This window comes from Heyndrickxia sp. NPDC080065 (genome assembly GCF_050281185.1).
Classification (GTDB): Bacteria; Bacillota; Bacilli; order Bacillales; family Bacillaceae_C; genus Heyndrickxia.
The window spans coordinates 1-24,843 of record NZ_JBNNWS010000027.1; the positions used below are offsets into that span (position 1 = coordinate 1).

Annotated in this window: 23 protein-coding genes and 2 tRNA genes; 2 read left to right on the top strand and 23 right to left on the bottom strand. The window is 35.4% G+C overall.

All coding sequences use genetic code 11. From position 1 onward, the window contains the following. Window positions 1-336: 336 nt before the first annotated feature. From lysS to spoIIE, 16 genes are all read right to left on the bottom strand, one after another. Window positions 337-1,824, bottom strand: a complete 1,488-nt coding sequence (lysS, locus tag ACQKP0_RS23145) for a lysine--tRNA ligase (RefSeq protein ID WP_427408182.1) — start codon at window positions 1,822-1,824, stop codon at window positions 337-339. A gap of 160 nt (window positions 1,825-1,984) precedes the next feature. Next, complete coding sequence (dusB, locus tag ACQKP0_RS23150; RefSeq protein ID WP_427408230.1) at window positions 1,985-2,968, bottom strand: tRNA dihydrouridine synthase DusB; 984 nt, start codon at window positions 2,966-2,968, stop codon at window positions 1,985-1,987. 39 nt (window positions 2,969-3,007) lie between these two features. Then, window positions 3,008-3,217, bottom strand: a complete 210-nt coding sequence (locus ACQKP0_RS23155) for a helix-turn-helix domain-containing protein (protein ID WP_427408183.1) — start codon at window positions 3,215-3,217, stop codon at window positions 3,008-3,010. Continuing rightward, window positions 3,208-3,696 (bottom strand): 2-amino-4-hydroxy-6-hydroxymethyldihydropteridine diphosphokinase, encoded by a 489-nt coding sequence (gene folK, locus ACQKP0_RS23160; RefSeq protein ID WP_427408184.1) that lies wholly within the window; start codon window positions 3,694-3,696, stop codon window positions 3,208-3,210. The genes ACQKP0_RS23155 and folK overlap by 10 nt, the downstream gene beginning before the upstream one ends. Further along, window positions 3,689-4,057, bottom strand: coding sequence for a dihydroneopterin aldolase (gene folB / locus ACQKP0_RS23165; protein ID WP_427408185.1), 369 nt, complete (start codon window positions 4,055-4,057; stop codon window positions 3,689-3,691). Before folB ends, folK begins: the two co-directional genes overlap by 8 nt. After that, window positions 4,050-4,883: a dihydropteroate synthase gene (folP, locus tag ACQKP0_RS23170; RefSeq protein WP_427408186.1), complete on the bottom strand. Its 834-nt coding sequence runs from the start codon at window positions 4,881-4,883 to the stop codon at window positions 4,050-4,052. Before folP ends, folB begins: the two co-directional genes overlap by 8 nt. 359 nt (window positions 4,884-5,242) lie before the next feature. Continuing rightward, window positions 5,243-6,169 (bottom strand): cysteine synthase A, encoded by a 927-nt coding sequence (cysK, locus tag ACQKP0_RS23175; RefSeq protein ID WP_427408187.1) that lies wholly within the window; start codon window positions 6,167-6,169, stop codon window positions 5,243-5,245. A gap of 330 nt (window positions 6,170-6,499) precedes the next feature. After that, entirely contained in the window at window positions 6,500-7,384 is an 885-nt protein-coding gene (locus ACQKP0_RS23180; protein ID WP_427408188.1) for a peptidyl-prolyl cis-trans isomerase, read from the bottom strand. Window positions 7,385-7,399: 15 nt separating this feature from the next. Then, the gene (hslO, locus tag ACQKP0_RS23185; RefSeq protein ID WP_427408189.1) at window positions 7,400-8,278 is read right to left on the bottom strand and encodes an Hsp33 family molecular chaperone HslO; all 879 of its coding nucleotides are present in this window, start codon (window positions 8,276-8,278) and stop codon (window positions 7,400-7,402) included. Window positions 8,279-8,291: 13 nt separating this feature from the next. Next, window positions 8,292-9,062 carry a type III pantothenate kinase gene (locus tag ACQKP0_RS23190; protein ID WP_427408190.1) on the bottom strand — a complete coding sequence of 257 codons (771 nt, stop codon included), beginning with the start codon at window positions 9,060-9,062 and terminating at the stop codon, window positions 8,292-8,294. A gap of 453 nt (window positions 9,063-9,515) precedes the next feature. Beyond that, window positions 9,516-11,525: an ATP-dependent zinc metalloprotease FtsH gene (ftsH, locus tag ACQKP0_RS23195; protein WP_427408191.1), complete on the bottom strand. Its 2,010-nt coding sequence runs from the start codon at window positions 11,523-11,525 to the stop codon at window positions 9,516-9,518. A gap of 141 nt (window positions 11,526-11,666) precedes the next feature. Next, window positions 11,667-12,212 (bottom strand): hypoxanthine phosphoribosyltransferase, encoded by a 546-nt coding sequence (gene hpt, locus ACQKP0_RS23200; protein WP_427408192.1) that lies wholly within the window; start codon window positions 12,210-12,212, stop codon window positions 11,667-11,669. Continuing rightward, the gene (tilS, locus tag ACQKP0_RS23205) at window positions 12,209-13,633 is read right to left on the bottom strand and encodes a tRNA lysidine(34) synthetase TilS (RefSeq protein WP_427408193.1); all 1,425 of its coding nucleotides are present in this window, start codon (window positions 13,631-13,633) and stop codon (window positions 12,209-12,211) included. The genes hpt and tilS overlap by 4 nt, the downstream gene beginning before the upstream one ends. Before the next feature lie 235 nt (window positions 13,634-13,868). Continuing rightward, the gene (locus ACQKP0_RS23210; RefSeq protein WP_427408231.1) at window positions 13,869-14,861 is read right to left on the bottom strand and encodes a protein kinase domain-containing protein; all 993 of its coding nucleotides are present in this window, start codon (window positions 14,859-14,861) and stop codon (window positions 13,869-13,871) included. Continuing rightward, window positions 14,830-15,567, bottom strand: a complete 738-nt coding sequence (locus tag ACQKP0_RS23215) for a VWA domain-containing protein (protein WP_427408194.1) — start codon at window positions 15,565-15,567, stop codon at window positions 14,830-14,832. The genes ACQKP0_RS23210 and ACQKP0_RS23215 overlap by 32 nt, the downstream gene beginning before the upstream one ends. A 93-nt stretch (window positions 15,568-15,660) precedes the next feature. Then, window positions 15,661-18,141: a stage II sporulation protein E gene (gene spoIIE, locus ACQKP0_RS23220; protein WP_427408195.1), complete on the bottom strand. Its 2,481-nt coding sequence runs from the start codon at window positions 18,139-18,141 to the stop codon at window positions 15,661-15,663. A gap of 458 nt (window positions 18,142-18,599) precedes the next feature. Between spoIIE and ACQKP0_RS23225 the strand changes: the two genes are divergently transcribed. Together ACQKP0_RS23225 and ACQKP0_RS23230 are read left to right on the top strand one after the other, a co-directional pair. Then, a tRNA-Met gene (locus tag ACQKP0_RS23225) sits at window positions 18,600-18,673 on the top strand. Window positions 18,674-18,734: 61 nt separating this feature from the next. Next, window positions 18,735-18,806 (top strand) — tRNA-Glu (locus tag ACQKP0_RS23230). A 165-nt stretch (window positions 18,807-18,971) separates the two neighbouring features. On the opposite strand, the gene ACQKP0_RS23235 is transcribed toward ACQKP0_RS23230, so the two are convergent. From ACQKP0_RS23235 to ACQKP0_RS23265, 7 genes are all read right to left on the bottom strand, one after another. After that, on the bottom strand, window positions 18,972-19,382 hold the full coding sequence (locus ACQKP0_RS23235) for a S1 domain-containing RNA-binding protein (protein ID WP_427408196.1): 411 nt from the start codon (window positions 19,380-19,382) through the stop codon (window positions 18,972-18,974). Window positions 19,383-19,456: 74 nt separating this feature from the next. Continuing rightward, complete coding sequence (locus ACQKP0_RS23240; protein ID WP_427408197.1) at window positions 19,457-19,861, bottom strand: FtsB family cell division protein; 405 nt, start codon at window positions 19,859-19,861, stop codon at window positions 19,457-19,459. A 176-nt stretch (window positions 19,862-20,037) separates the two neighbouring features. Beyond that, a complete protein-coding gene (gene yabQ, locus ACQKP0_RS23245; RefSeq protein ID WP_427408198.1) occupies window positions 20,038-20,676 on the bottom strand; it encodes a spore cortex biosynthesis protein YabQ in 639 nt (212 codons plus the stop codon). Continuing rightward, window positions 20,673-20,978 carry a sporulation protein YabP gene (yabP, locus tag ACQKP0_RS23250; RefSeq protein ID WP_427408199.1) on the bottom strand — a complete coding sequence of 102 codons (306 nt, stop codon included), beginning with the start codon at window positions 20,976-20,978 and terminating at the stop codon, window positions 20,673-20,675. Before yabP ends, yabQ begins: the two co-directional genes overlap by 4 nt. 252 nt (window positions 20,979-21,230) lie before the next feature. Continuing rightward, window positions 21,231-21,497, bottom strand: a complete 267-nt coding sequence (locus tag ACQKP0_RS23255; RefSeq protein WP_427408232.1) for an RNA-binding S4 domain-containing protein — start codon at window positions 21,495-21,497, stop codon at window positions 21,231-21,233. Window positions 21,498-21,519: 22 nt separating this feature from the next. Further along, window positions 21,520-22,980, bottom strand: coding sequence for a nucleoside triphosphate pyrophosphohydrolase (gene mazG / locus ACQKP0_RS23260; protein ID WP_427408200.1), 1,461 nt, complete (start codon window positions 22,978-22,980; stop codon window positions 21,520-21,522). Between the two features lie 14 nt (window positions 22,981-22,994). Beyond that, entirely contained in the window at window positions 22,995-24,587 is a 1,593-nt protein-coding gene (locus ACQKP0_RS23265; protein ID WP_427408201.1) for a putative polysaccharide biosynthesis protein, read from the bottom strand. Between the last annotated feature and the right edge of the window lie 256 nt (window positions 24,588-24,843).

Here is a 24,843-nt window from a genome sequence, read left to right on the forward strand (position 1 = left end):
CCAGGATCAAACTCTCCAAAAAGATGTTTGATATAGCTCATAAAAAGTTAATTAATTGACGTTTCGTTTTGTTCAGTTTTCAAAGATCAATCGTCATGTCGTTTTGTTAGCGACTTTTATATTTTACTATTTAAAATCACTATTGTCAACAACTTTTTTTATTTTCTTTTTAACACTTCGTTGTCCTTTTTGTGGGGCAACGAATAATAATATACCACCTTTTTATTCATGATGCAATAGTTTTTTTATAACAAAAAATATTATTCTAAAATACTAATATTCATTAAGAAAAAAAAGAGCTTCTACCTAGAAAATACAGGTAGAAGCTTATAAATATTAGTCGCGGTTTTTCATTAGCGGGAACAACAGAACATCACGAATTGATGCTGAGTTTGTTAACAGCATGACAAGACGATCTACCCCGATTCCAAGACCACCTGTTGGAGGCATACCATACTCTAACGCTTCAATAAAATCATCATCCATCATATGGGCTTCATCGTTCCCTTGCTCACGTTCTTTTAACTGAGCTTCAAAACGCTCACGTTGGTCGATTGGATCATTTAACTCTGTAAAGGCATTTGCATGCTCGCGACCAACAATGAAGAGTTCGAATCGATCTGTAAAGCGCGGATCTTCATCATTTTTCTTAGCTAAAGGTGATATTTCTACTGGGTGACCAAAAATGAATGTTGGTTGAATTAATTTCTCCTCAACCTTTTGTTCAAAAAATTCATTTACAATATGGCCATATTGCATATGTTCAGTAATTTCTACCCCATGATCATTTGCTAGCTGACGAGCTTCTTCAACAGTTGTCACATTCCAAAAGTCTACACCAGTAAATTCTTTAACTGCATCAACCATATGTAGTCGACACCACTCCGGTTCAAGATTAACTTCATATTCACCATACTGAATAGTTGTTGTTCCAAGTACCTCTTTGGCAATATGGGCAACAAGGTTTTCTGTTAATTTCATAATATCTTTGTAATCAGCGTAGGCTTCATATAATTCTATCATCGTAAATTCAGGATTATGTCTCGTTGATACACCTTCATTACGGAATACACGGCCTATCTCGTATACCTTCTCTAATCCACCAACAATTAAACGTTTTAAATGCAACTCAATAGCAATACGCATATAAAGTGGTATGTCTAATGCATTATGATGGGTGATAAACGGTCTTGCTGAGGCTCCACCAGCAATAGCATGCATCATAGGAGTTTCTACCTCTAAGTACCCCTGATTATCTAGATAACGACGCATCGACTGAATAATCAAGCTTCTAGTAATAAATGTACGTTTACTTTCATCACTCATAATTAAATCCAAATATCTTTGACGATAGCGTTGCTCAATATCTTTTAATCCATGAAATTTATCAGGAAGTGGGCGAAGTGATTTGGTTAACAATGTGAATTCTTTAACTTTAACAGACAGTTCTCCAACTTTTGTTTTAAACACTGTACCAGTTACGCCAACAATATCTCCAAGGTCAACTGTATCAAATAATTCGTATTGTTCATCCCCGACACTATCTTTCCGAACATAGATTTGAATTTGACCATTTAAATCTTGCACATGGGCAAAACCAGCTTTTCCTTTTCCTCTTTTGGTCATGATCCGACCTGCGATGGTTACTTGGACGTCTTTTTCATCCAACTCTTCCTTAGTAAACTCCTCATACTGCTCTTTAATGAGTTGTGTATTGTGAGTTCTATCAAAACGCTTACCAAATGGATCCATGCCTTTTTCCCGGATAGAATTCATTTTTTCTCTTCTAACCTGTAATTGGTCATTTAATTCTTCAAAACTCATTTATTGTCACTCCATCCTAATTATTAAAGCTTATCTACATATTTTCTTAATTATACTTTATTATTGTACACAATTTCACATTTTCAGACATCCTAAAAGAATAGTTTTTTACTTATGTAAGAAAAAACCACCAGTACTAACTGGTAGTTTACAATAGAAATTAACCAACTTTTATTGCACCCGACTCTACTTCTTCCACAAAATTAGATAGTAGTTCGACAAGTTCAGCGCGAGTATTACATGCATTTATGCCATTCCGAACCTTTGCATTTCCTCGCATGCCTTTTAAATACCATGCCGCATGCTTTCGCATTTCTCTTACTGCAATATTTTCATTTTTAAGGGATATTAAGCGATCTAAGTGTAAAATACAGACATCAATCTTTTCACGAACAGATGGTTGTTCTGCAAGTTCTCCAGTTTGTAAATAATTTACGGTACGATAGATCATCCACGGATCTCCAAGTGCTGCTCGTCCAATCATTACACCATCTACACCTGTCTCATCTAACATACGTTTCGCGTCTTCAGGAGTTTCCACATCCCCGTTTCCGATTACAGGAATATTTACTGATTGTTTCACTTCACGTATGATATCCCAATTTGCTGTGCCTTCATACATCTGAACTCTTGTACGGCCGTGTAATGAAACAGCTGAACCACCCGCACGCTCCACAGCTCGTGCATTTTCAACAGCAAATATATGATCTTCATCCCAACCTGTACGCATCTTAACTGTTACTGGTTTTTCAACTGCATCAACAACCGCTGAAACCATTTCATAAATCTTATTTGGGTCAAGAAGCCATCTTGCTCCTGCTTCACATTTAATAATTTTATTAACAGGACATCCCATATTAATATCAATAATATCCGCATTTGAATTCTTATCAACAAACTTTGCTGCTTCTACTAGTGTTTCTTTCTCCCCGCCAAATATTTGTAGACTTAACGGATATTCTCTATCATCTATATATAACATATTCATTGTTTTTTCGTTTTTATTAACGATCCCTTTATCACTAATCATTTCCGCACAAACTAATCCTGCACCGAATTCCTTTACTGTTAGCCGGAAAGCAGAGTTACAAACTCCTGCCATTGGAGCTAAAACGACAGGATTATCCATCTGGATATTTCCAATTTTAAGCGTCGGTTAATCCTCCTTTCGTATTTTTTATTTCTATTTTTCTGGAGGAGTTAGATCCTCCACTTCTATTCCAAGCAGATTTGCCACCTTTTCTAAAAAATCCTCAGTAGGCAAACGACTACCTCTCTCTATTTCTCCTAATATAGAAACTGATATCCCCAATTCTTTAGCTAGATTTTCCTGAGTATATCCTTTTAATTTTCGAAAAGCGCGAATGCGTCTTCCCCATTTATCTATCTCCATAACCGAACTCCTTCTTTATCAGGTATTTCGTCTAGAATATGATGCAACGGGGTTGTTGCACTTGGTAACGTAATAGTCGGATCTACTTCTAATAAAGGTACTAATACAAATGCTCTTTCAAGCATACGAGGATGAGGAACAACTAGTTTCTCTGTTTCAATATTTTCGTTATTATATAACAAAATGTCAAGGTCTATCGTTCTTGGTCCCCATCTAATTTTCCTAATTCTCCCCAATTCAACTTCTATGTTTAAACACTTATCTAACAGCTGTTCCGCGAATAATTCCGTTTCAACCTTAACAACAATATTCAAAAATTTACCTTGTTCAGTAAATCCAACAGGTTCAGTCTCGTAAATAGAAGAAATAGCTAGTATTTTTATGTCTCTATCATGATCTAGCAAATCACAGGCATCTTTTAAATACTTTTCTCGATCATCAATATTTGAACCAATTGAAATGTAGGCAATGTTATTCATTTATTCTTCTCCTTGAAATTTCAACCGCTACAGATTCATAATGTCCACGTATTGGAGGATCGGGTTTTATCATCTGAACAGTTACTTGATGAATAGTTGGGTAGGTATTTAAAATTGTGTTAGAAATTTTTTGCGCAACAGCTTCTAATAATTGAAATGGCTTTCCTTCAACAATATCTTTACAAAGCTCATATACTTCCGCATAACTAACAGTATCATTTAAATTATCGGATAGCCCAGCTTTTTGTAAATCTAGCTCAAGTGTTAGCGTTACACGAAATCGTTGTCCTAGTCGATTTTCCTCAGGCAAAACTCCGTGATACCCGTAGAACTCCATTTGATTAATAAATATTTTATCCATTTAGACCACCTTTACCGACTAAAACATCCATCATCTTCGTCATTCGACTTATTTCTTTCACATCATGTACCCGCATAATTTGGCATCCTTTTTCTACACCGTAGCAAACGGTTGCCCCTGTTGCTTCCATTCTTTCTTCAACCGGCAGATTCATAATATGACCAATCATTGATTTTCTTGAGGTTCCCAAAAGAACAGGAAACCCTAGGCCAACTAATTTATCTAGGTTTTTCATCATTTCTATATTTTGCTTAACATCTTTTGCAAAGCCAATACCTGGATCTAAAATAATATTTTCATCCCGAACCCCGGCTTTTTTTGCAATGGATATACTTTCAAAAAGATCTGTTAATACATCTCGGATAAAGTTTGTATAATCGAGGTTTTCTCTATTATGCATAAGGATGATAGGTACTTCATATTCAGCTGCCACATTTGCAATTTCAGGGTCTTTTTTTGCACCCCATATATCATTAATAATATGTGCGCCAGCATCAATGGCTTCTTTTGCAGTTTTAGCTTTATAAGTATCAACTGAAATTGGAACATTTACTTCTTTTGATAATCTCTTAATTATTGGAATTACTCTTGTAATTTCCTCATCAGCGTCAACAGGTGCATGACCTGGCCTCGTTGACTCCCCACCAATATCAATAATATCTGCACCATCTTCAACCATTTGTTTCGCTCGCCCAATCGCTGTATCTATATTAAAAAACTTTCCACCGTCAGAAAATGAGTCAGGTGTAATATTTAATATCCCCATAATTAATGTCTTGTTTTCGTAATCTAGCTGATGTGATCTACATTGAAGAATTCGATTCATTAATTGTTCCCCTTCCAACACTCGACAAATTCATTATAATTACAGTCTACCGCTTTAAAGTTACATTTATCAAGTGCATAGAGTAATTAAAAGGGGTTATCGGATAGGTTGTTGTTTTCGGATAAATTCTCAGGGCTAGAATAATTTAGTTACGTGCTCTTTTCCCCATATAATAATTCTTTTATTCAAATGGGACGATACATTAGAACCGGAAAAATCCTAGTAGATATTTACTTCGTAAAATCTTTGCCGATTTTTACTTGATGTAAAAAAAAACGAAGTTTACGAAAAGAGCTAATTAAAAAAAGGCAAACGGAGCTTCCGAATGCCTAGTGTGTTTTAATCTATATAAATTTTTTCTACTCTTCAAATTGATACAGTGCTGTACTCAAATAGCGCTCACCATTATCCGGGATAATAGCTAATACTTTTTTACCTTTTCCAAGCTCAGCAGCCACTTTTAACGCAGCATGAATCGCCGCCCCCGCTGAAATACCGCCTAATATTCCTTCTTCTTTAGCAACTCTTCTCGATGCCTCGAATGCCTCTTCAGTTGCTACATGAATAATTTCATCGTATATTTCCTTATTTAAAGTATCTGGAATAAAGTTTGCTCCAAGTCCCTGAATTTTATGAGGGCCTGGTTTACCGCCTGCTAATATTGGTGAATCTTTCGGTTCTACAGCAACTATTTTTATATCCGGGTACTTTTTCCTTAAAACCTCACCAGCACCTGTTATCGTTCCACCTGTTCCAATTCCGGATACAAATGCATCTAATTGCTCACCCATTTGTTCAACAATTTCTTTCCCTGTAGTTAATCGGTGAATTTCAGGATTTGCTTCATTTTTAAATTGTTGTGGCATAAAATAGCCGTTTTCTTTTGCTAACTCTTCTGCTTTACGGACAGCTCCATTCATTCCTTCGGGACCAGGGGTTAAAACTAAATCAGCCCCATATGCTCGTAGCAGGTTTCTTCGCTCTAAGCTCATCGTTTCCGGCATTACTAAAACAGCGTTATATCCTTTAACTGCAGCAACCATTGCTAGACCAATTCCAGTATTTCCGCTTGTTGGTTCGACAATTGTATCCCCTGGTTGAATTTTTCCTTCCTTTTCTGCAGATTCGATCATGGCTAAAGCAATACGATCTTTTACACTACTGCCTGGGTTCATATATTCAAGTTTAAGATACACTTCTGCTTGATTTTCATCTGTTAAGCGATTTAATTTAACAACTGGTGTTTCACCTACTAATTGTGCTATTGAATTTACTACACGTGCCATTTCCCTCACCTCAAATTCCGAGTATTTTTATTGGTTTAATTATTTCAAATTTACCACTCAAAATTTTAAAAGTCAAGACCAAAGCGTAAGCGCCTTGCTCATCGACGTACGGACTGGAGGGACTTCGACTGAGATAAAGGAAACACGATGAGCCAAAGGCGAATCGATGTTGACTTATCGTAGGGAGGAGTCCTGAAGTCCGCTAGTCGATAGGCGCTGGAGCTAGACGAAACCTCGCTCTTCAAAGTTATACACATTACAAATATTTAATAATTTCGCTGACCAATGAAAAAAAGACATAAGTCATTACATACTTATGCCTTAGTTAATCTATTTATCCTTCCCATAGAACCATTTAACTTTAGCTTCTTGCCAAAAGGATTCTGGTGTTATTGGTGTTTCTAATGATTCCAAGGCGATTTGTCTACGTATTTGATCTTTTACTTGATCAAACGAATAACTTTTTCCGTTAATTTTATCTTTCAGAATAATAATTGCATAATGATCTTTGTATTCCACAGGGCCGCTAACTTCATCAATTTTTAAAGAACCCACCGTTTTCATATAGTTCACAGGAAAAGAATGATTGGTTTCCGATACATAGCCAAGATCTCCACCTTGTGGACTAGTCGATGAATCAATAGATCTTTCCATAGCCAGCGCCTCGAAATTAGATCCACTATTTAATTCTTCTATAACTTTTTGAGCTTCATTTTTTGATTTCGCCACAATTTGGGAAATTCTATAAGTAGTTGGAATATTATATAACTGTCGATTATCCCTATAATATTGTTTTATTTTATCCATAGGGACGGTTACATCTTTTGTAATTATCTTTTCAAAAAGTATACTGGATTTTATTTTTCTTTTTAAAAGATCCTCGTTTTCAAATATTGCTTGGTCATTCGATTCAGAGACTGTTTTAATCATTAAAAGTTCCTGTTCTATCTCCTTTTCACTGACCTTTATTCCAAATTTTATCGCTTTTTGTTCAACTACCTTATCATCAACTAACTGTTGAAGTATCTCTTTCCCATACTGTTTTTCCATATCTAGAAGCCAATCTTCACGGGAAATCGCTGTATTGCCGACGGTAGCTACTGTTTCACTTATCGAAGAACTCGACTTTTTATCCCCTATTAAAAAATATGTAAGAGTAATAATATTAAGTAGAACTAAGCCAACAATAATAATTATAAGCTGTTTCTTCCCCAATTCCCCGCTCTCCCTTTAATTAGCTTCTTTAAATAATTCCTCTAGTTCTTCTTTGGAAAATAGGTATTTTTCATTACAAAAATGACATTGAGCTTCTGCTTTTCCATCTTCATTAATCATTTCTTCAATTTCACTTTTCCCTAAGCTAATAATAGCAGCACCAAAGCGTTCTTTAGAGCAATTGCACTTAAATTGAATTGGCATCGTTTCTAATATTTTCACATTGTCTTTCCCTAGAATGTTTTCCAATATTTCTTCCGGATTCAGCCCTTTTTGAATAAGCTTAGATATTGGTTCTGTAGATTGGAGTCTTTTTTCAATTTCATTAATAATATTCTCTTCTGTTCCTGGTAATAATTGAACAATAAAACCGCCTGAAGCAAGGATAGAATTATCAGGATTTACAAGTACTCCTACCCCCACAGATGAAGGAACTTGTTCTGAAGCTACAAAATAATAAGTAAAATCTTCACCCAGTTCACCAGAAACAATAGGAACTTGCCCTGAAAAATGTTCCCTTAACCCTAAATCCTTAACAACGGTTAAAGTACCTTCTGCTCCAACAGCTCTTTTTACATCGAGCTTACCATGTTCATTTAAGTCAAAATGTACTTGTGGATTCGTCACATATCCTCTGACATCACCTTTAGAATTACTATCGACAAGAATGGGACCAACTGGACCATTTCCTTCAATTTTGATCGTTATTTTCTCCTCGCCCTTTAACATAGCACCCATCATGACCCCTGCTGTCATCGCACGCCCAAGCGCAGCGGATGCAGTTGGCCAAGTGTAATGGCGGCGCACAGCTTCCCCAACTGTATCTGTACTTTTTACCGCATATGCACGAACTTGATCGTTATATGCTAATGCTTTTACTAAATAGTCGCCCATTATGAACTTCCCTTCACTCATTTGTATTTTTCTTGTATATTAATCGCAAGCCTTTTAATGTTAAAAACGGATCTACTATATCAATTGCTTTCGATTCACTAGCAATCATATTTGCATGACCACCTGTAGCAATTACAATAGGTTCCTTCTTACTGTTTGCTTTCATTCGGTTAACAATACCTTCAACTTGTCCAACATAGCCAAATACAATACCAGCTTGCATCGCTGCAACTGTATTTTTTCCAATGACTCCATCTGTTCTTGCAATTTCAATCCTTGGAAGTTTAGCAGCTTTTGAATATAAGGCTTCAGCTGAAATTCCAATTCCCGGTGCTATAGCACCACCTAAATATTGACTAAATTCATTAATATAGCAGAAAGTAGTTGCTGTACCAAAATCAACGATAATAAGCGGACTTCCATATTCATGGATTCCTGCTACAGCATTAACAATTCGATCGGCTCCAACCTCTCTCGGATTTTCATATTTAATATCTAAACCTGTTTTAATACCAGGTCCTACCACTAGAGGTTTAACATGAAAATATTTATTACACATTCTCTCCAACGTGTACATAATCGGTGGAACAACTGTTGAAATAATAATCCCATTAATATCTTTAAACTCTATTCCAACATGTTGAAACAATGATCTTATGACCATTCCGTATTCGTCCTCTGTCTTATGTCGGTTTGTTTCGACCCTCCAATGGAATTTAAGTTCATCTTTATCGTATACACCCAATACAATATTTGTATTTCCTACATCCAATACGAATAACATTTTCTCACCACTTTTATTAATGTAAATTACATGCCAACATCATACCACAATCTTTATCAATATGGCTTTGTTAAGATTACTCAAATCAGTTGTATTGTATATGCAAAACAATCTCTTTGCGTTAAAAACTAGCTGAACCCATATCATACATCGTTTATAAGCAACAACCACATTGATTAACAAAACCATCAACGAATAAGAAAAGCGCAAGCGCCGCAGCTCTAGCGTACGGATTTCGTAGTCTTCGACTGAGATAAAGGAGACACGGCGAGGGACGAGCCGATGTTGACTTATCGTAGGGAGAAGACGGAGAAATCCGCTAGCCGATAGGCGCTGGAGCTAGACACTGCAGACACTTTTTATATCTAATATCCCTAGTAAATTTTATACTTTCTTACCTTTAAATAAAAGACATCGATATTATATAATATCGATGTCTTTTTAAGAAATTATTTATTCTTTTGGATCTTGTTTATTTTCATGATCAGGAGCTTTCGTAGGTCCAAATTTCTCTGGACGATCCTCTTCAGTTGGTTTTTGAATATTCTCTTGTTTCTTTTGAATATTTACCTTTAAAGGATCAGCCGTTCCTTCTCTATCGATTGTTGAAGAATCAATTGTTGGAACCTTTCTATCAGGTAAAGTTCCATGATCATATATATGTCTAATTTGTTCTGCATCTAACGTTTCAACGTCTAGCAATGTTTCAGCAATAATCGTGAATTTTTCACGATTTTCAAGAATAATTTTTCTAGCTCGTTCATAACACTCTTTAATAATGTCTTGAATTTCAGTATCGATTTCATATGCGATTTTATCTGAATAGTTTTGCTCATTATTAAAGTCTCTGCCTAAAAATACTTGACCACCTTGTGTTTGGCCGAATTGTAAAGGCCCGAGCTTATCACTCATACCATATTCAGTGACCATTTTTCTTGCAATATTAGTAGCTCGTTGAAAATCATTTGATGCACCAGTGGATACTTCACCAAAAGTAACTTCTTCAGCAACACGTCCACCTAATAAACCGGTAATTTTGTCTAAGAGCTCCGGCTTAGTCAATAAGTAACGATCTTCTTTTGGAAGCATAACCGCATAACCGCCTGCTTGACCACGTGGAACAATCGTTACTTTATGAACCATCTCTGCTTCATCTAAGACAAGTCCGATAATAGTATGACCACTTTCATGATAAGCAACAATTTTTCTTTCCTTTTGGGAAACTACACGGCTTTTCTTCGAAGGTCCGGCAATTACCCGATCAGTTGCTTCATCGACATCTGTCATATCAATCTTTTTCTTATCTTGCCTTGCAGCAACCAATGCTGCTTCATTTAATAAGTTTTCCAGATCTGCACCTGAAAATCCAGGTGTTCTTTGGGCAATCGCTTTTAAATCAACAGAACCATCTAATGGTTTATTTCTAGCATGCACACGCAGTACAGCTTCACGACCATTTACATCAGGTCGGTCAACAGTTATTTGACGGTCGAAACGACCAGGTCGTAATAATGCTGGATCTAAAATATCAGGTCTATTTGTTGCAGCAACAATAATAATTCCTTCATTCGCACCAAAACCATCCATTTCAACAAGTAACTGGTTTAACGTTTGTTCACGTTCATCGTGACCGCCGCCAAGACCTGCACCGCGTTGACGTCCAACGGCATCAATTTCGTCTATAAAAATGATACATGGAGCATTCTTTTTAGCATTTTCAAATAAATCACGAACACGAGAAGCACCGACACCAACAAACATCTCAACAAAATCAGAACCACTAATTGAGAAAAATGGCACTCCTGCTTCGCCTGCTACTGCACGAGCTAATAATGTTTTACCTGTACCAGGAGGTCCGACAAGCAAAACACCTTTTGGAATTCTTGCACCAAGTTCAGCAAATTTCCGAGGATCCTTCAAAAATTCAACTACTTCAACTAATTCTTGCTTTTCTTCATCTGCACCCGCAACGTCACGGAAGCGAACCTTTTTCTTATCATCATTATAAAGCTTAGCTTTACTTTTCCCAAAATTCATTACACGGCCACCGCCGCCTTGGGCTTGATTTAATAAGAAGAAGAAAAGGATAAAAATAATGACAAACGGAATAATTGATGTGAAAAAGGACACCCAGCCATTTGTTTCTTTCGCTGGCATATTATTCACTTTAGTCCCCTTTGCAGTCGCTGCCTTTTCTATTCGATCAAGAGCTGTTGGACTATTCAATACATAAGTAAGAAAATTTGTCTTATCTTTATCGTTTAATACACCTCTTACTTCATATACGCCTCTTTCAGGTTGCGCTGAATAGTTCTTCACTTCCCCTTTTTCTAAATGGGAAATAAATTGATCATATGATAAATCTTTTGTCGGCTCATTGTTATTGTTAAAATAACTTACAATCCCAATAAGGACGAGAAATAGTAATACATAAAAGATTGTATTTCTAAATATTCTACTCATTCCTTACCTCCTCCCACGGTCAAAAAACTATATTCAATAGTATCATAGAAATTCTTAGCTTTACAACAATTTGCATTTTTAGTTAATCTCTAGGATGTATCATCGGGTAAAACAAATTTTTTTACTTACCTTATTTTAATCTTATTCTCCTTTGTTATACACTGCTGGTTTAAGTACACCTATATATGGAAGGTTACGGTATCTTTCAGCGTAATCTAATCCATATCCAACAACAAAGGCATCCGGTACTATAAAGCCTACATAATCTGCTTCAATATTTGCCTTTCTGCCAGAAGGTTTATCTAACAAAGTAACAATTTTTATGGACTTTGCTTTTCGATAACGGAAAAGCTCTACTAAATAACTTAATGTCAGTCCGCTATCAATAATATCTTCAATAATTAAAATATCTCTGCCCTCAACAGAAGTATCAAGGTCTTTTAGAATTTTCACTTCTCCTGAAGAAACCATGGATTTCCCATAGCTTGAAACATCCATAAAATCCATTTCCAAATAGGTATCCACTTTCTTTAATAAATCTGACATAAACAGTGTGGCACCTTTTAATACACCAATAGCCAAAGGAAACCGATCCTTGTATTCAACGGTTAACTGCTCAGCTAGTTCTTTCGTTTTTTGTTGAATTTCTTCTTCGCTTATTAATACCTTTTCAATATCTTGTTTCATTGAAATATTTGCCCCCTAGGAGATGTTTGCTTTATATAGTAATGTAAAATATAACAAGGTTGCTCAGGATTAGGCAAAATATCGTAAACGGATTTTTTTAAATTTGGAATCCATAATACATTGCCCGTGTGGTCTGTTACAATTGGCCACATTTCCCTTTTATCTAGTGGTATTTTTTCATCAATAAATATATCCTTCACTTTTTTTGTTCCATTTAATCCTTTTACCTTTATTCGATCTCCAGCTCTTTTGTTTCTAATAATTAACGGGAGGTGAATATCATCCAAACGTAAATAGATTTTTTCCTTTTGAGGTTGTGGGTCCAAAACCTTACCCTCTGTAAGCATTATGCTATAACCGTTTGGTAGGTTTACTTCTTTATTTAAGGATAATTCGATTTCGTATGTATTAGACTGCTTCTCTTTTTTAAAAGAGAATATGCATTTTTCATAAGATCTTCGCACCTGCAAACCTTGCGGAAGATCCAATTGTCCTGATGGTCTTCCGTCCCTAAGTAGTTTCAGAATAGCATCAGTATGAACAGCAGTTACAGTAGAAGGATTTTCATTGTAAAGATAGTTTAATATTAGTTTAATCCCTCTTCTTTGTAAAGGCAAAGGCATTTCAATAAACGATAAAGCATCTACCGTGATTTCATTTTTATTTTTCTTCCATAACTTATTCATTTTTATTAACGTTAATTCCTGCAAATAAACTTCATCTTCTAATATTTCTTCACTAAATCGTTGGAAATGTTCATGCACATGAATATTCTCTCTTTTCAAAAAAGGGAGAACTTTTAAACGGAAGCGATTTCTTGTATAATCTAGCTTTTGATTGCTTGGATCTCTTCGAGGATCCAAACCATAAAAACAACAATACTCTTCAATTTCCTCTTTATTCAAACAAAGAAGAGGTCTCACAATTTCTCCGTTTTGCATAGGTCTGCGGACAGGTATACCTGCTCTTCCTTTACCTGAGCTTCCACGAGTTAATCTCATCAATATCGTCTCTACTTGATCGTCTCCGTGATGGCCCAGTAAAAGTTTCTTGTGTTGATACTTAATCATTATTTCCTCAAAAAAACGATATCGAAATATTCTTGCCGTTTCTTCAAAACCTTTATTTAAAATTAGCATTTTTTCGTTAATATTAATTCTTGCTGATTCACATGGAATATTCCATTGATCACAAAGATTATGGACAAACTTAAGGTCATTATATGATTCCTCGCCCCTCAACATATGATCTACATGTACAGCTCTAATTGAAAGGTTATAATCAAACTTTTTTTGTACTAAATAATGGAGTAAAGCAATGGAATCCGGACCTCCTGATACACCCACTAAAACAGAATCCCCATATTCTAATAATCTGTTTCTTTTAATAAAATCAGCTATTTTTTTTTCAAACGATAGCATCTAAATTCGTTCCTTTTCACTCTTGATAGAAAACTCCAAGTGCCTTAATTAGCCCCGTCTGCTCTTCGGTTTCATTGGTATTTAGTTTTTAACATCAATGGTTCTGCACAATCCTTAAAATAAAATGTTTGATCGCTAACCTTAATTGTACCAAGCTTAGGTTAGGAATAAACGATATATTTGTGAAAGATTTGTTTAGAATTATATGTCCACAATAAATTTAAGGATAACTCCATTATAACAATTGGTTATAGATATATAAAATGTAAAGAAATGATACAATCATAATAATGCATGCAGTCTCAATTACTCGGGAAGCTTTTTTCTGCTTTCGTTTTTTTTGTCTTGTTTGCTTAATTGGTGTCATAGGTTGGGTAGAATTTTTAATATGCCCGGGATTTCTAGAGCTACTTATCCCAACCGAATCATTTGATAAAACCTTTAACATATCATTTCTCATTTCTAATGCTGATTTGTATTCCCCATTAATCCCCTTCAAAAGAACATTTTGATAAACATTCATTTCAGACTTTGCTAAAATGACCTTTTTCAAATATTCGATACCTTCACCTTTTTTTGTAAATCTTGCTGGGAAAAATAAGTTTATGATGACCATAGACACTGCAAACAGATCGTATGAAGGTTCTGCTTTCCTCGTTCCCGCCCCCCAGTAACCACGATCAAAAAATTCCGTGAACTCCTTTATTGCTCGTCCTTTTAGTGTAGTTCCACCTACATCTACACATCTTATTTTTGTCGGTGAATGAGTAATAATAAGGTTTTCCGGCTTTAAGTCCCCAAATACCCATCCTTCCTGATGAAGACGATGAAGGTCATTCAAAAGTTGCAACATTAAAACACCGGTCCAGGAATGCCCTTTCCTTTGAATAAAATCTAATAAATTTGGACCTTGAATATATTCCATGACATAAAAAGGGATCTTTGTTTGTTGCGTTTCCCAATCATCGATATCTAATAAAGAAGGTCCGAGGGTAGACCCTTGGACCTTTGCAAATGCTTTTAAAACATTAACCTCTGATGTAACTGACATCGTGTTATCACTCATTTTTAAAGCCACATAATCACTATGGCTTTTGGCCAAATAAACAACGCCATTAGCACCTGATCCAAGTTCCTTTACTAGTGTATAACGATGATGATGCCATTTCCCGGTGACAGATGTTCCAACAGGAAAATTATACAGACTCTTCAAAGTATTGTTCATCATCATTAGAAAGCAATCCCCTTAAAGATCGTTTTTTATTAAAATAAGCTAAAGCTTCTTTAATGGCTGGCCCTGTTGGTGTTATACCGCCAACACTAAGCTTTGAAAAAATGCTTGTTAAGGATTCGAGTTTAGGCGTCCAATCCAGCAATTTTTCGACATCTTTCCTTTTCCCGGGAAATACAAAGACAGAGAATTGATTATTTCCCATTCTTGCATTTAAGCTTAAAGACAGATCCAACAAGGCTTCTTTAACGGTTTGCAGCTTATGCTTCATACTAGCACTAGTATCGACAAGAACCAACAAATTTAGATCTACTGTTTCACCTAATTCATCTACAACCTCCATCACTTCTCCTCTTTGCTCAGGTGGAAGCTCATCCATTAAAACTGATTTCCCTAAAATTTGTTGCAGTTCTTTGTTCACCACTCCTTGAAGAGTTTGTGTCATCGCCTTTCTTGTTACCATCTGAACAGTCTGTGATAACGTTTGCGAGTAAACAATTTGACTGACACCGCCTCCAGACATAGCAATGCCTTCTATTTCGTTCATTCCTTTTTCATCAATCACATCATTTTCCATTACCCCTATCACGTTGACAGTAATTCCTTGCTCATTTGCCAATGCTGCCATTGCCACTGGATCTTCACCTTGATTCGAACATCCGTCAGTAATTAACAAAATCTGTTTCAACGTACCAGTTTTCATAGGTTTCCCCTCCTACTCATTCTTGATCATTATCATTAATGAATCATTTCTACCAACCATCTTCGACGATAAGGAGGGATTTTATACTAATCTTTAAGAAATCTTTGCTTTTCTTTTTCCTATAGGAATAGCTGCCCATTTAGGAGTGTTATGCTCTACTTTAGCCACTACAATCGTCATATCGTCCTCAATCATACCAGACCGAGTTCGAATAACTTCCTCCATGATTAAGTCAGCAATTTCTTGAGGATCTTTTGTTTCGATCTCACGTATTTTCCTTCTCATCCATAAATCGTAATTTTCTACATGCTTCGGCCCTTCAAAAATTCCATCGCTCATCATGATTAAAAGATCTCCAGCCTTCAGCTGCTCTGAAACAACATCTACATCAAACTCGTGTATAATCCCCATAGGTAAATTACTAGACTCAATTTTCATTACCTTATTTCCACGTTTTATATAACTAGGTGTAGATCCAATTTTTAAAAATCTTACACTTGCATCCTGAAGATCAATCATCGCTAAATCCAGTGTTGAAAAGATTTCGTCGGTTGTTCTTAATGACAATATCGAATTAACGGATTTAATAGCCACCTTCTCTTCAATTCCTGACTGCAGAATGGTTTGTAGAAGGCGAAGTGTTTCATTACTTTCATGATGAGCGCGTTCCCCATTACCCATTCCATCACTAATAGCAACAGCATATTTCCGTGTTCCTAAATCAATGGTTGAATAACTATCCCCAGAAACAAAACCTCCTCCTTTTGCTGCATGTGCAACACCCGTTTCGACGACAAAGCTTTGCGCAGATCGGAAAGTTACATAACAGAATCCATTAGAATATGGGGTACATTCTTCTTTTTGAACGATAATGGTTTCTCCCAAAATATCAGAAAGCAATGGCGCAATAATCTTTTCACTTTCCCCATGGCCGTTACAATAAGGGACCGTCATATCTATATCTACATTTCCAACATTTAAACTATATATCTCGACTTGCTCAATATCTAAGCCAAAATCCTGAAGCGCGTCTAATATCATTTCTTCTTGCTTATGATGATTTTCTCGTTCACGTTGTATTTCTTTTGCAAAATCCCCCATTACTTCTGAAACTCCGCGTAATTGTTCTGCTACAAGCTTCCTGCTCTCCTTCACTTGTAGTTTTAATTTTTGGTTTGCCTGAAAAAATGTAAGCTCCTGAAGAATAGCATCTTCTACCTTTCTTGATTTTGCGCAATGTTTATCAAATTCCCGATGAACTCTTTGTGGAATAGCTCCCTCTCCTTTTTCCGTTTCATGGATGACCTTTTTCATTAAGTCATATGTCTTATTAAAATTTTTAGCCCAGCAATGTTCTTTTTTAAAGCAGCTTTGGCATGTCTTTTCCGTTACATTACTTAAGAAATAATCTAATTCCCTTTCTTCTTGATCATGCTCTCTCCACTGGTCATATTGGGAAAAGCTTTTTGAGAGAGCTTGGAATACGGATGAGAATTGCTCAACTCGATGCACTGTAATATCTCGAATCTTCCGAATGTATTGTTGCTGTTCATGGGCATGTTCATTTGTTCCGGGTATGTGTTTAGCAATCTTAGAGGTTAAGCTTTGAGGAGTTAAAAATAAAAGAAAGATAGCCACAGCTGATTCATATAAATTGACGACTAATGGAATTTTACTTTCTCCATACATACCAATAAGTAAAGTAGCAATAAGTAGACCCATGGCTGAACCAATTTTTTTCCCTTCTTTTAGAAGACCACCTAGTAAACCTGAAAAAGCAAGCAAACTCATTTGGTAAAAGCTCGAAACATTTGCCAAACTAAATATCAGCCCAGTTACTACACCTACTGTAGAACCAACTGTTGCTCCTGCAACATAGGCGAAAAGAAGAACTAAATAACGTGATAAAATGTGCTCAATGGACAAATCATACATGGACCAGCCAATCGTACCGGTTAAAACAGAGGCTAACAATATGATTAGACTAACTACTTCTTCAGTCTTAAGTGTTTTTTTTCTTTTTCTGAGTGATAAAAATGGAATACTCTGCATAAAAATGAGAGTAAGTATAAAAGTTAGACTAGCTTCCACAGCAGCCATCATACCATCATACATAGAAATATTTTGCAGGTGCTGTATGTAAAAGAAACCGCATTTAGACACGAAAGAAATGGATAGTACATAAAAGGGGATCACTTTCATTTCATCTTTATGAATCCTGCCAAATATTTTAAATACTATTAAAAAGAGAATGCCAGATATAAGAGTATAGATTGCATTGCCCATCGAGACTGTCAGTGCCCCAGCTGCTAAACCAATTAAAACAATGGGAGCCTTTTTCCTTCTCATCATGTAAACGGAAGCAAAAAACGGCAATGAAAAAGGGGTTAAGTGAGATAAAATTAACGCTCGGCCTAATAAAAATCCAATTAATAATAACGCGACACCCTTTTTTAGAAATATTACTCCTAGCTTCAGTTGAAGTCGCTTTATTCCTTCGGAAAATTCCATTTTTGTTTCCTTTAAAGTTACATTTCGGCCCGGCTCAATAAAGCTGTGTTCCACTTTCGCCATATTTTAAACACTCCCTCATTCATTTTCTTGTTTTTCATTATAAAATGGACGAGCTTAAAACTTTGTCAAAATAGAGGGGTGAATTAATAGAAAAGTTCGACTACTTTCAGCGAAAACTTTAAAAACTAAACAAGATTTGAAAATCACGCAAACAACTTTGATAGTGTGCAACATTGTTAAATGAGTGATCTAATGTGTCTACATTTTGTTAAAATCTCAATATACAGAATTAACTTGGTCATCACAACACTATATATTGAATTGAAGAGTCTATTATGTATCTTTTGGATCAACTACTTTAATCTTTTTCAAATTCCATGTACTAAGAAAAGATCTCAAAAAATGTTATATTAGGTAATCGATTTTTGCATAATCCTACAAAATCCACAAAAATATATTGACATAATTTAATTCCCTATGTAATATAAACATTGTGCTTTAAAAGACACAACTCATTTGGCGGTGTAGCTCAGCTGGCTAGAGCGTACGGTTCATACCCGTAAGGTCGGGGGTTCGATCCCCTCCGCCGCTATAAGAAGTCTTTCAAAATGTAAGAATCCAGATTACATAATTAATTAACTAGACCTCCACGTGGCCCGTTGGTCAAGCGGTTAAGACACCGCCCTTTCACGGCGGTAACACGGGTTCGAATCCCGTACGGGTCATAAATTAAAAGTTTTAAAAAAGAAATTGGTGAATTCGCCAATTTCTTTTTTTGTCATTTTTGGATGATAAAATATTCGTTTATTAAAGAAAACAGGCAGGACTGATATACAGTCCTGCCTGTTTTACATTAAACCTGCTATATATATATAGGAATAGACAGCAAGTTAGCCTCGTCTAGCACCACGGCCACCACGTTTTGATTCAGTATTACGCTTTAATGATGACAATCGATCCTCGCTATCCTTTAAGAAGCGAGCCATTTTTTGCTCAAAGTTTTCCCTTGGGCGGTAATTATTGTTTGGTTTGTTTTGGCGTTGTCGATGTGGTTGGCTTTGAGCTTGCTCTTTCGCTTTACGTATGGAAAGTCCGATCTTACCGTCCTTCTCAACATTAATAACCTTTACTTGTACTTCATCGCCGACTTTTAAATGTTCATTGATATCTTTAACATAGTTATCGGCTACTTCACTAATATGAACAAGACCTGTTGAGCCTTCTGATAGTTCGACAAACGCTCCAAAATTTGTGATGCCTGTTACCTTTCCTTGTAACTTGCTGCCTACTTCGATTGACATAAAAAATTTTTTCCTCCTTAAAAAGATAAAAAATAAACCTTACTCTATATTATAGCCAACGTTAAAAAAGGGTGTCAATAAGACAAATCTTCTTCTTCATTCTTCTCTTTAGGCTTAGGAATATTAAAAATGATTTCCCCATCATCGGAGAGGAAATACTCACTTCTTGCGAGTTTTGCGATATATTCTTTATCATTTAACTTCACTACTTCATCCTGTAACAGAGTGCGCTTTTTATCTAATTTAGCCAATGACTTCTCGAGCTTTGCTTTTTCCCTCTTTTTTTCCGTAAGAAGATCGTTTCTAGAAATGAGTGTAGATGTCAGGAAATAAAAAATGGTACTCGTAAGTATAACAAATAAAGTTAAACGACGAAATAGCAGTTTTCTTCTCCTTACTAAGGCTCTTTCTTTTACTTGCTGCTGTTTTATATAATTATTTTCCATCGGCGCAATATTTTTCCTTGCCCTTTCACCCATCTCTAAACCTCCTTTTTTTCAAAGCTCCATCAATCATAATTATTAAAAAGTCTTGCTGCGAGGCATGCGGACAGCTTTTTTCTATGAATGGATATTCGACTGAACGCGTGTCTCGTAGCTTTTATTATAACAAAAATATAGTATATATGAGCATCTTTTCATAAACTAGTTGTTTTCTATTTATTCTTAAAGATTTTGAAAATAAATTTAAAACCTTGTATACATTTATTCGTTCCTTTTTTTACATTACCTTCAATAATTTTAGAAAACTTTTCGATATATTTTTTAATTGATTTCGGGAAAACTCGCCAGCAAATACGTCCTCCCCAAATAATTGGTTTAAATAAAATCTTTACCAACAATAATAACACCTTAAGAATAGTTTTTACAAGGGCATATAGACCTTTTCCTATACCAAAAGTAATAGTGATCAGCAAAAGCAGGATCCATTTGATTGGGTTGTATATTAGAGTTTTAAATAAATTGATTAAAAATTTAGTAATGGTTACCGTAAGATATATAATTGTTTCTAACAATTTTAGATAAGTAGTTTTCATAAGTGCTTGATAGGCTGCAAATCCGCAAACAAGGGCTACAAAAATATAAAATCGAATTTCCCCAAAATTAACTAAAAATAAAATATAAAAAATAAGTAGACCTTGTAATAACCAAAATAAAATATCATTAACAAAAACGATCCAGCGTTTTCTTTCCCCTCGTTTTAAAAATCGATTATACGTATCAAGGGTGGCACCAAAAAAGCTTCCCATGGAGATCATGGCAAGCATGGTATAAAATTGGGTCGCCAAACTCATCGGAATATTTTGCTAAAGAATCCTTTAGCTTTCTCTCCATGATGATCATCTAAATACACTAGATCGAAAACCTTCCCTTTTATTGATACGATTCCTTTATCGACATCGAGGTTTTTCATTTGCAAATTTTGCCCGCGGATAGCTAAGAATCCCATGACTGTTTCCAGCAAAAACTCCTCATTATCAAAACTCTCTACTTGTTTCACTCCTGTAATGTCTAAAAGTTTTCGACCTCTCATCATTACATCATGTTCTTGAGAGGACGTTTTACTATTTGCCGAGCTATCATAATATTGATTCAACATACTCCCCCACTTTCATTACCAGTTCATAATTAAGTCTCTTTTAAATGCCGTTGCATTAGCATCATAAATAACTGTTTACATGTTTTAAATGTAAAAACTCTTAATGAAAAGCTGCCCGAAACCTAACCAAAATTGAAGTAATAGCAACAAACAATTAGAAGACATCCATATTGAACAAGCTTTGTATATGTGTATGACAAGCTATATAAAAAAAGAACTCCCTGATGTAATATCAGAGAGTTAGATCGTTTATTGATTCACGTCAAGGCGTTCTTCTTTTATTATAGAAAACATATTAGCTGCATCCTCTTTACGAGTAGATTCTTGGAGATTTAAAATTTTTACCGTGACGAGTTTTTGGCCAAATCGAACATTTAACTCATCTCCTACTTTTACATTTGAGCTTGCTTTTGCTGTTTGACCGTTAATCGTGATCCTCCCTTGATCTGCCACTTCTTTAGCCAAGGTTCTTCTTTTGATTAACCGTGAAACCTTTAAAAATTTATCTAAGCGCATAGTTGACATTTATATCACCTCATTACAATCCTTCTTTTTTTGCTAAATCCCAAAATCGATCCAATTCTTCTAAATTAAAATCTTGAAAGGTTTTACCGCTCTCCTGCACTTTTTCTTCAATATAAGAAAAACGTCTTAGAAACTTTTGATTAGCCATTTCAAGCGCTTCCTCTGGATGAATGGATAAAGCCCGAGCTGAATTAATCACCGCAAAAAGCAGGTCACCTAGTTCAGAGAGCTGATTTTCTTTATTTCCATTCGTCATTTCTACTTCAAATTCCTTTATTTCTTCATGAACTTTTTTCCATGCTTCAGTTGCTTCATTCCAATCAAATCCTTGTTTAGCGGCATATTTTTGTATGTTATATGCACGTATAACCGCCGGAAGACCTTTTCCCGCCTTGTCCATTATGGATGTGTGAATCTTTTCTTCTCCCTTTTCCTCCGCTTTAATTTGATTCCAGTTTTTCAAAACATCCTCCGTATTCGAAACAATAGTATCCCCAAACACATGTGGATGTCTTCGAATCATTTTATCTGATAGACTCTCGATCACATCTTCTATCGAAAACATACCTTCATCTTCACCAATTTGAGAATGGAGCATCACTTGCAATAGAACATCGCCCAATTCTTCAATCATATGGTCGATGTCATCCTCTTCAATTGCCTCAAGTAATTCATAGGACTCTTCAATAAGATATTTCTTCAGGGAATGATGGGTTTGTTTTTTATCCCATGGGCATCCATTTGGTCCACGTAATGTAGCAATAATTCCCTTCAATGCCGTAAATTCCTTTAGTGATAATGTTTTCATTGGAGGTACATAAAGACTTGTTAAATTGTTTAATGTAACTTGTCGATCTAATTCATATAAAGGAACCTTTTTTAGTGATTCTTCAGCGCTGCCTGCAGCGGTTACAATAATGACTTCATATTCATCTGGGTACTTTTCCATAAGTGTTAGTTTTACATCTGATGCAACAAGGGCATCATAAACTTGACCAATAATAAGATGCTGATTTAAACGGAGATCGTCTTTTTGTAAAGCTGTTCCATCTAAAAGCTGGAATCCTTCAATGGGATCCGCTTTAACTGCAGTAAAAAGGGCATCAATAAAGCTCTGACCTCCACCAATTTTGATACCAATATTTTTCCTAGGACCTTCCTCCAACAATAATTGTACAGTTCTTTCAGCAACTAAAGGATGCCCTGGAACCGCATAGACAATCTCTTTTGCTTTTGCTGCATCTAAAAGAAGATTCGTGATTTCCTTATAAATATCCTCAAATTGATCATTCTTTTCATATACATCGTCAAAACTCGCAAAGGTAATTTCCTCCTTCTCGAATTCTTGAACAATAGGATGCTCTTTCGTACGTAAATATAAATCTGTTGTATTCTTTAATGTTTTATAAACACCTAATGGCAGCTGATCTAGATCGCCAGCTCCTAATCCAACAATAGTAATACTTCCGTTCATGTTTTTTCCTCCGTTTATTTAAATCTCATTCGAAGCAGAAATTTTCCAAAAGGTATATTATTCAATTCTCTTTCGTTTAGAAGGTTAAAAGTTCCAATCATAAATAAATAAAGAGCTCCCCCGACACAAACCCCGCCTAAAGCATCGACAATACTCCAAGCTCTTGTTGTTAAGTGGAATAATTCAAAAAAACTTGTCCAAGCTCGTAATATAATGGCCATTAAGAACGCACATATAAATATTTTCATATAAAATAGACCAGATAATAATTTTATCCCTATACACTTGAACTTATAAATACATAAACCGAGAATCACCATTAAAGCAAGTATAGTTGAAATGCTTGCTCCCATCGTACCGAGCTTTTGAACCAATACATAATTCCCGATAAATTTGCAAAAAACTCCAATAATAATATATTTTGCAGGAGCCAGTAAGTATCCAAAACCTTGGAGGATACCTATCATAGTTAAAATCATTGAACTAAATAAGACAGATATAGCAAATACTTTTAGTACATCAGATCCTTCATTATTCGAAAACAGCATCGTATTCGTTGGCTCCATTATACAAATCATTCCAACCGTAGCCCCTAATCCTACAATGATACTAAATTTTATCGAAATATTAACTTTTTCAGCAATAGCATATTGACTATCCTTCCTCCTATTAGAAGTTAACACAGGGACAAGTGTTAAAGAAAACGATGTAGCAACTACAGTTCCTAATTGAATCAATGGCTGTCCGCGGTCAAAGACACCTTTAAGCTCCATTGCCCGTTCTATTTCAACACCTGACTTAATTAAAAGGGTAAAAATATTTAATGCATCAACAAATTGAAATAAAACTAACAATGCCCCGCTTATACAAACAGCTAAACCCTGTATTAATAGTTTCTTAGCCACTACTTTATACACGCCTTTAAATTTTAGTGAGGTTATCTTTTTTCGTTTGTTTCGTAAATAAAAAATGAATAATACTAATAAAGCAGTCAAGCTTCCTATAACAGAGCTGAGGATTGCATTGCTGCCAACTTCATATAGGGAAGCGCCTTGCTTAACTAAAATAAAGGATATTAAAAGAATAAGGGTTACCCTAATAAATTGTTCCTGTACCTGAGAAACGGCCGTCGGAAGCATTTCACCCTTTCCTTGAAAATACCCTCGTATCGTTGAAATAAATGGCATAAGTAAAAATGAAAATGCTACTACCTTTATAAGAGGAGCTAAATTAGGATCCCCCATCCAAGTTGATATAAGGGTAGAACCGAAAAAGACGATAGAAAAAAAGAACAATCCCAAAATACCTAAAACAATGAATGAAGCTTGAACAATATGATGACTATCAAGCTCTTCTTTTGCCTCAGCATCAGCAACCATTTTAGATATAATGACAGGAAACCCGTACGTTGCTAACGCAATGGCTATCCCGTATATTGGATAAACTTGCTGATATATGTAAAATCCAATATCACCTACAATATTTTGAAAAGGCACCCGGTATACTGCGCTCAATATCTTTGTAATTGTTGCAGCTATCGTTAAAATAAAGGCACCCTTAAGTAATAATCTTGAATCATCTGAAGGCACTGTTTTTCGACCTTTCATCTTTTATTTAGGCTCTTTTCTTATATTTTGTTGCTATTTGTAACAAAGTAAAAATCAGCAGTAGGATTTTTACGGTTGTTTTTGCGTTTTTATAATAAGTATGGGATGAAGAAAAGAGCACGAAACCAATTTAGTTAAGTATTTGAGCTATTTACGAAAAGCAACAATCTTTATGAAAAGAGCCTTTATTTAAATCTTTAGTATTATAGCATACCCTAATATATAGCGCCTGTTGATTTAAAGTCCAATAAAAAGA

Coding starts and splice junctions, on each gene's coding strand:
- ACQKP0_RS23265 (WP_427408201.1), bottom strand. CDS start 24,587: ATGAAAGGTCGAAAAACAGTGCCTTCAGATGATTCAAGATTATTACTT.
- ACQKP0_RS23255 (WP_427408232.1), bottom strand. CDS start 21,497: ATGCGCTTAGATAAATTTTTAAAGGTTTCACGGTTAATCAAAAGAAGA.
- ACQKP0_RS23235 (WP_427408196.1), bottom strand. CDS start 19,382: ATGTCAATCGAAGTAGGCAGCAAGTTACAAGGAAAGGTAACAGGCATC.
- ACQKP0_RS23190 (WP_427408190.1), bottom strand. CDS start 9,062: ATGTTATTCGTATTGGATGTAGGAAATACAAATATTGTATTGGGTGTA.
- ACQKP0_RS23155 (WP_427408183.1), bottom strand. CDS start 3,217: ATGGAGATAGATAAATGGGGAAGACGCATTCGCGCTTTTCGAAAATTA.
- hpt (WP_427408192.1), bottom strand. CDS start 12,212: ATGAAACAAGATATTGAAAAGGTATTAATAAGCGAAGAAGAAATTCAA.
- ACQKP0_RS23210 (WP_427408231.1), bottom strand. CDS start 14,861: ATGATGAACAATACTTTGAAGAGTCTGTATAATTTTCCTGTTGGAACA.
- cysK (WP_427408187.1), bottom strand. CDS start 6,169: ATGGCACGTGTAGTAAATTCAATAGCACAATTAGTAGGTGAAACACCA.
- hslO (WP_427408189.1), bottom strand. CDS start 8,278: ATGGGCGACTATTTAGTAAAAGCATTAGCATATAACGATCAAGTTCGT.
- ftsH (WP_427408191.1), bottom strand. CDS start 11,525: ATGAGTAGAATATTTAGAAATACAATCTTTTATGTATTACTATTTCTC.
- folB (WP_427408185.1), bottom strand. CDS start 4,057: ATGGATAAAATATTTATTAATCAAATGGAGTTCTACGGGTATCACGGA.
- tilS (WP_427408193.1), bottom strand. CDS start 13,633: ATGCTATCGTTTGAAAAAAAAATAGCTGATTTTATTAAAAGAAACAGA.
- mazG (WP_427408200.1), bottom strand. CDS start 22,980: ATGAACGGAAGTATTACTATTGTTGGATTAGGAGCTGGCGATCTAGAT.
- folP (WP_427408186.1), bottom strand. CDS start 4,883: ATGAATCGAATTCTTCAATGTAGATCACATCAGCTAGATTACGAAAAC.
- folK (WP_427408184.1), bottom strand. CDS start 3,696: ATGAATAACATTGCCTACATTTCAATTGGTTCAAATATTGATGATCGA.
- spoIIE (WP_427408195.1), bottom strand. CDS start 18,141: ATGGCGAAAGTGGAACACAGCTTTATTGAGCCGGGCCGAAATGTAACT.
- yabQ (WP_427408198.1), bottom strand. CDS start 20,676: ATGAGTTTGGCGACCCAATTTTATACCATGCTTGCCATGATCTCCATG.
- ACQKP0_RS23240 (WP_427408197.1), bottom strand. CDS start 19,861: ATGGGTGAAAGGGCAAGGAAAAATATTGCGCCGATGGAAAATAATTAT.
- lysS (WP_427408182.1), bottom strand. CDS start 1,824: ATGAGTTTTGAAGAATTAAATGACCAATTACAGGTTAGAAGAGAAAAA.
- ACQKP0_RS23215 (WP_427408194.1), bottom strand. CDS start 15,567: ATGAAAACTGGTACGTTGAAACAGATTTTGTTAATTACTGACGGATGT.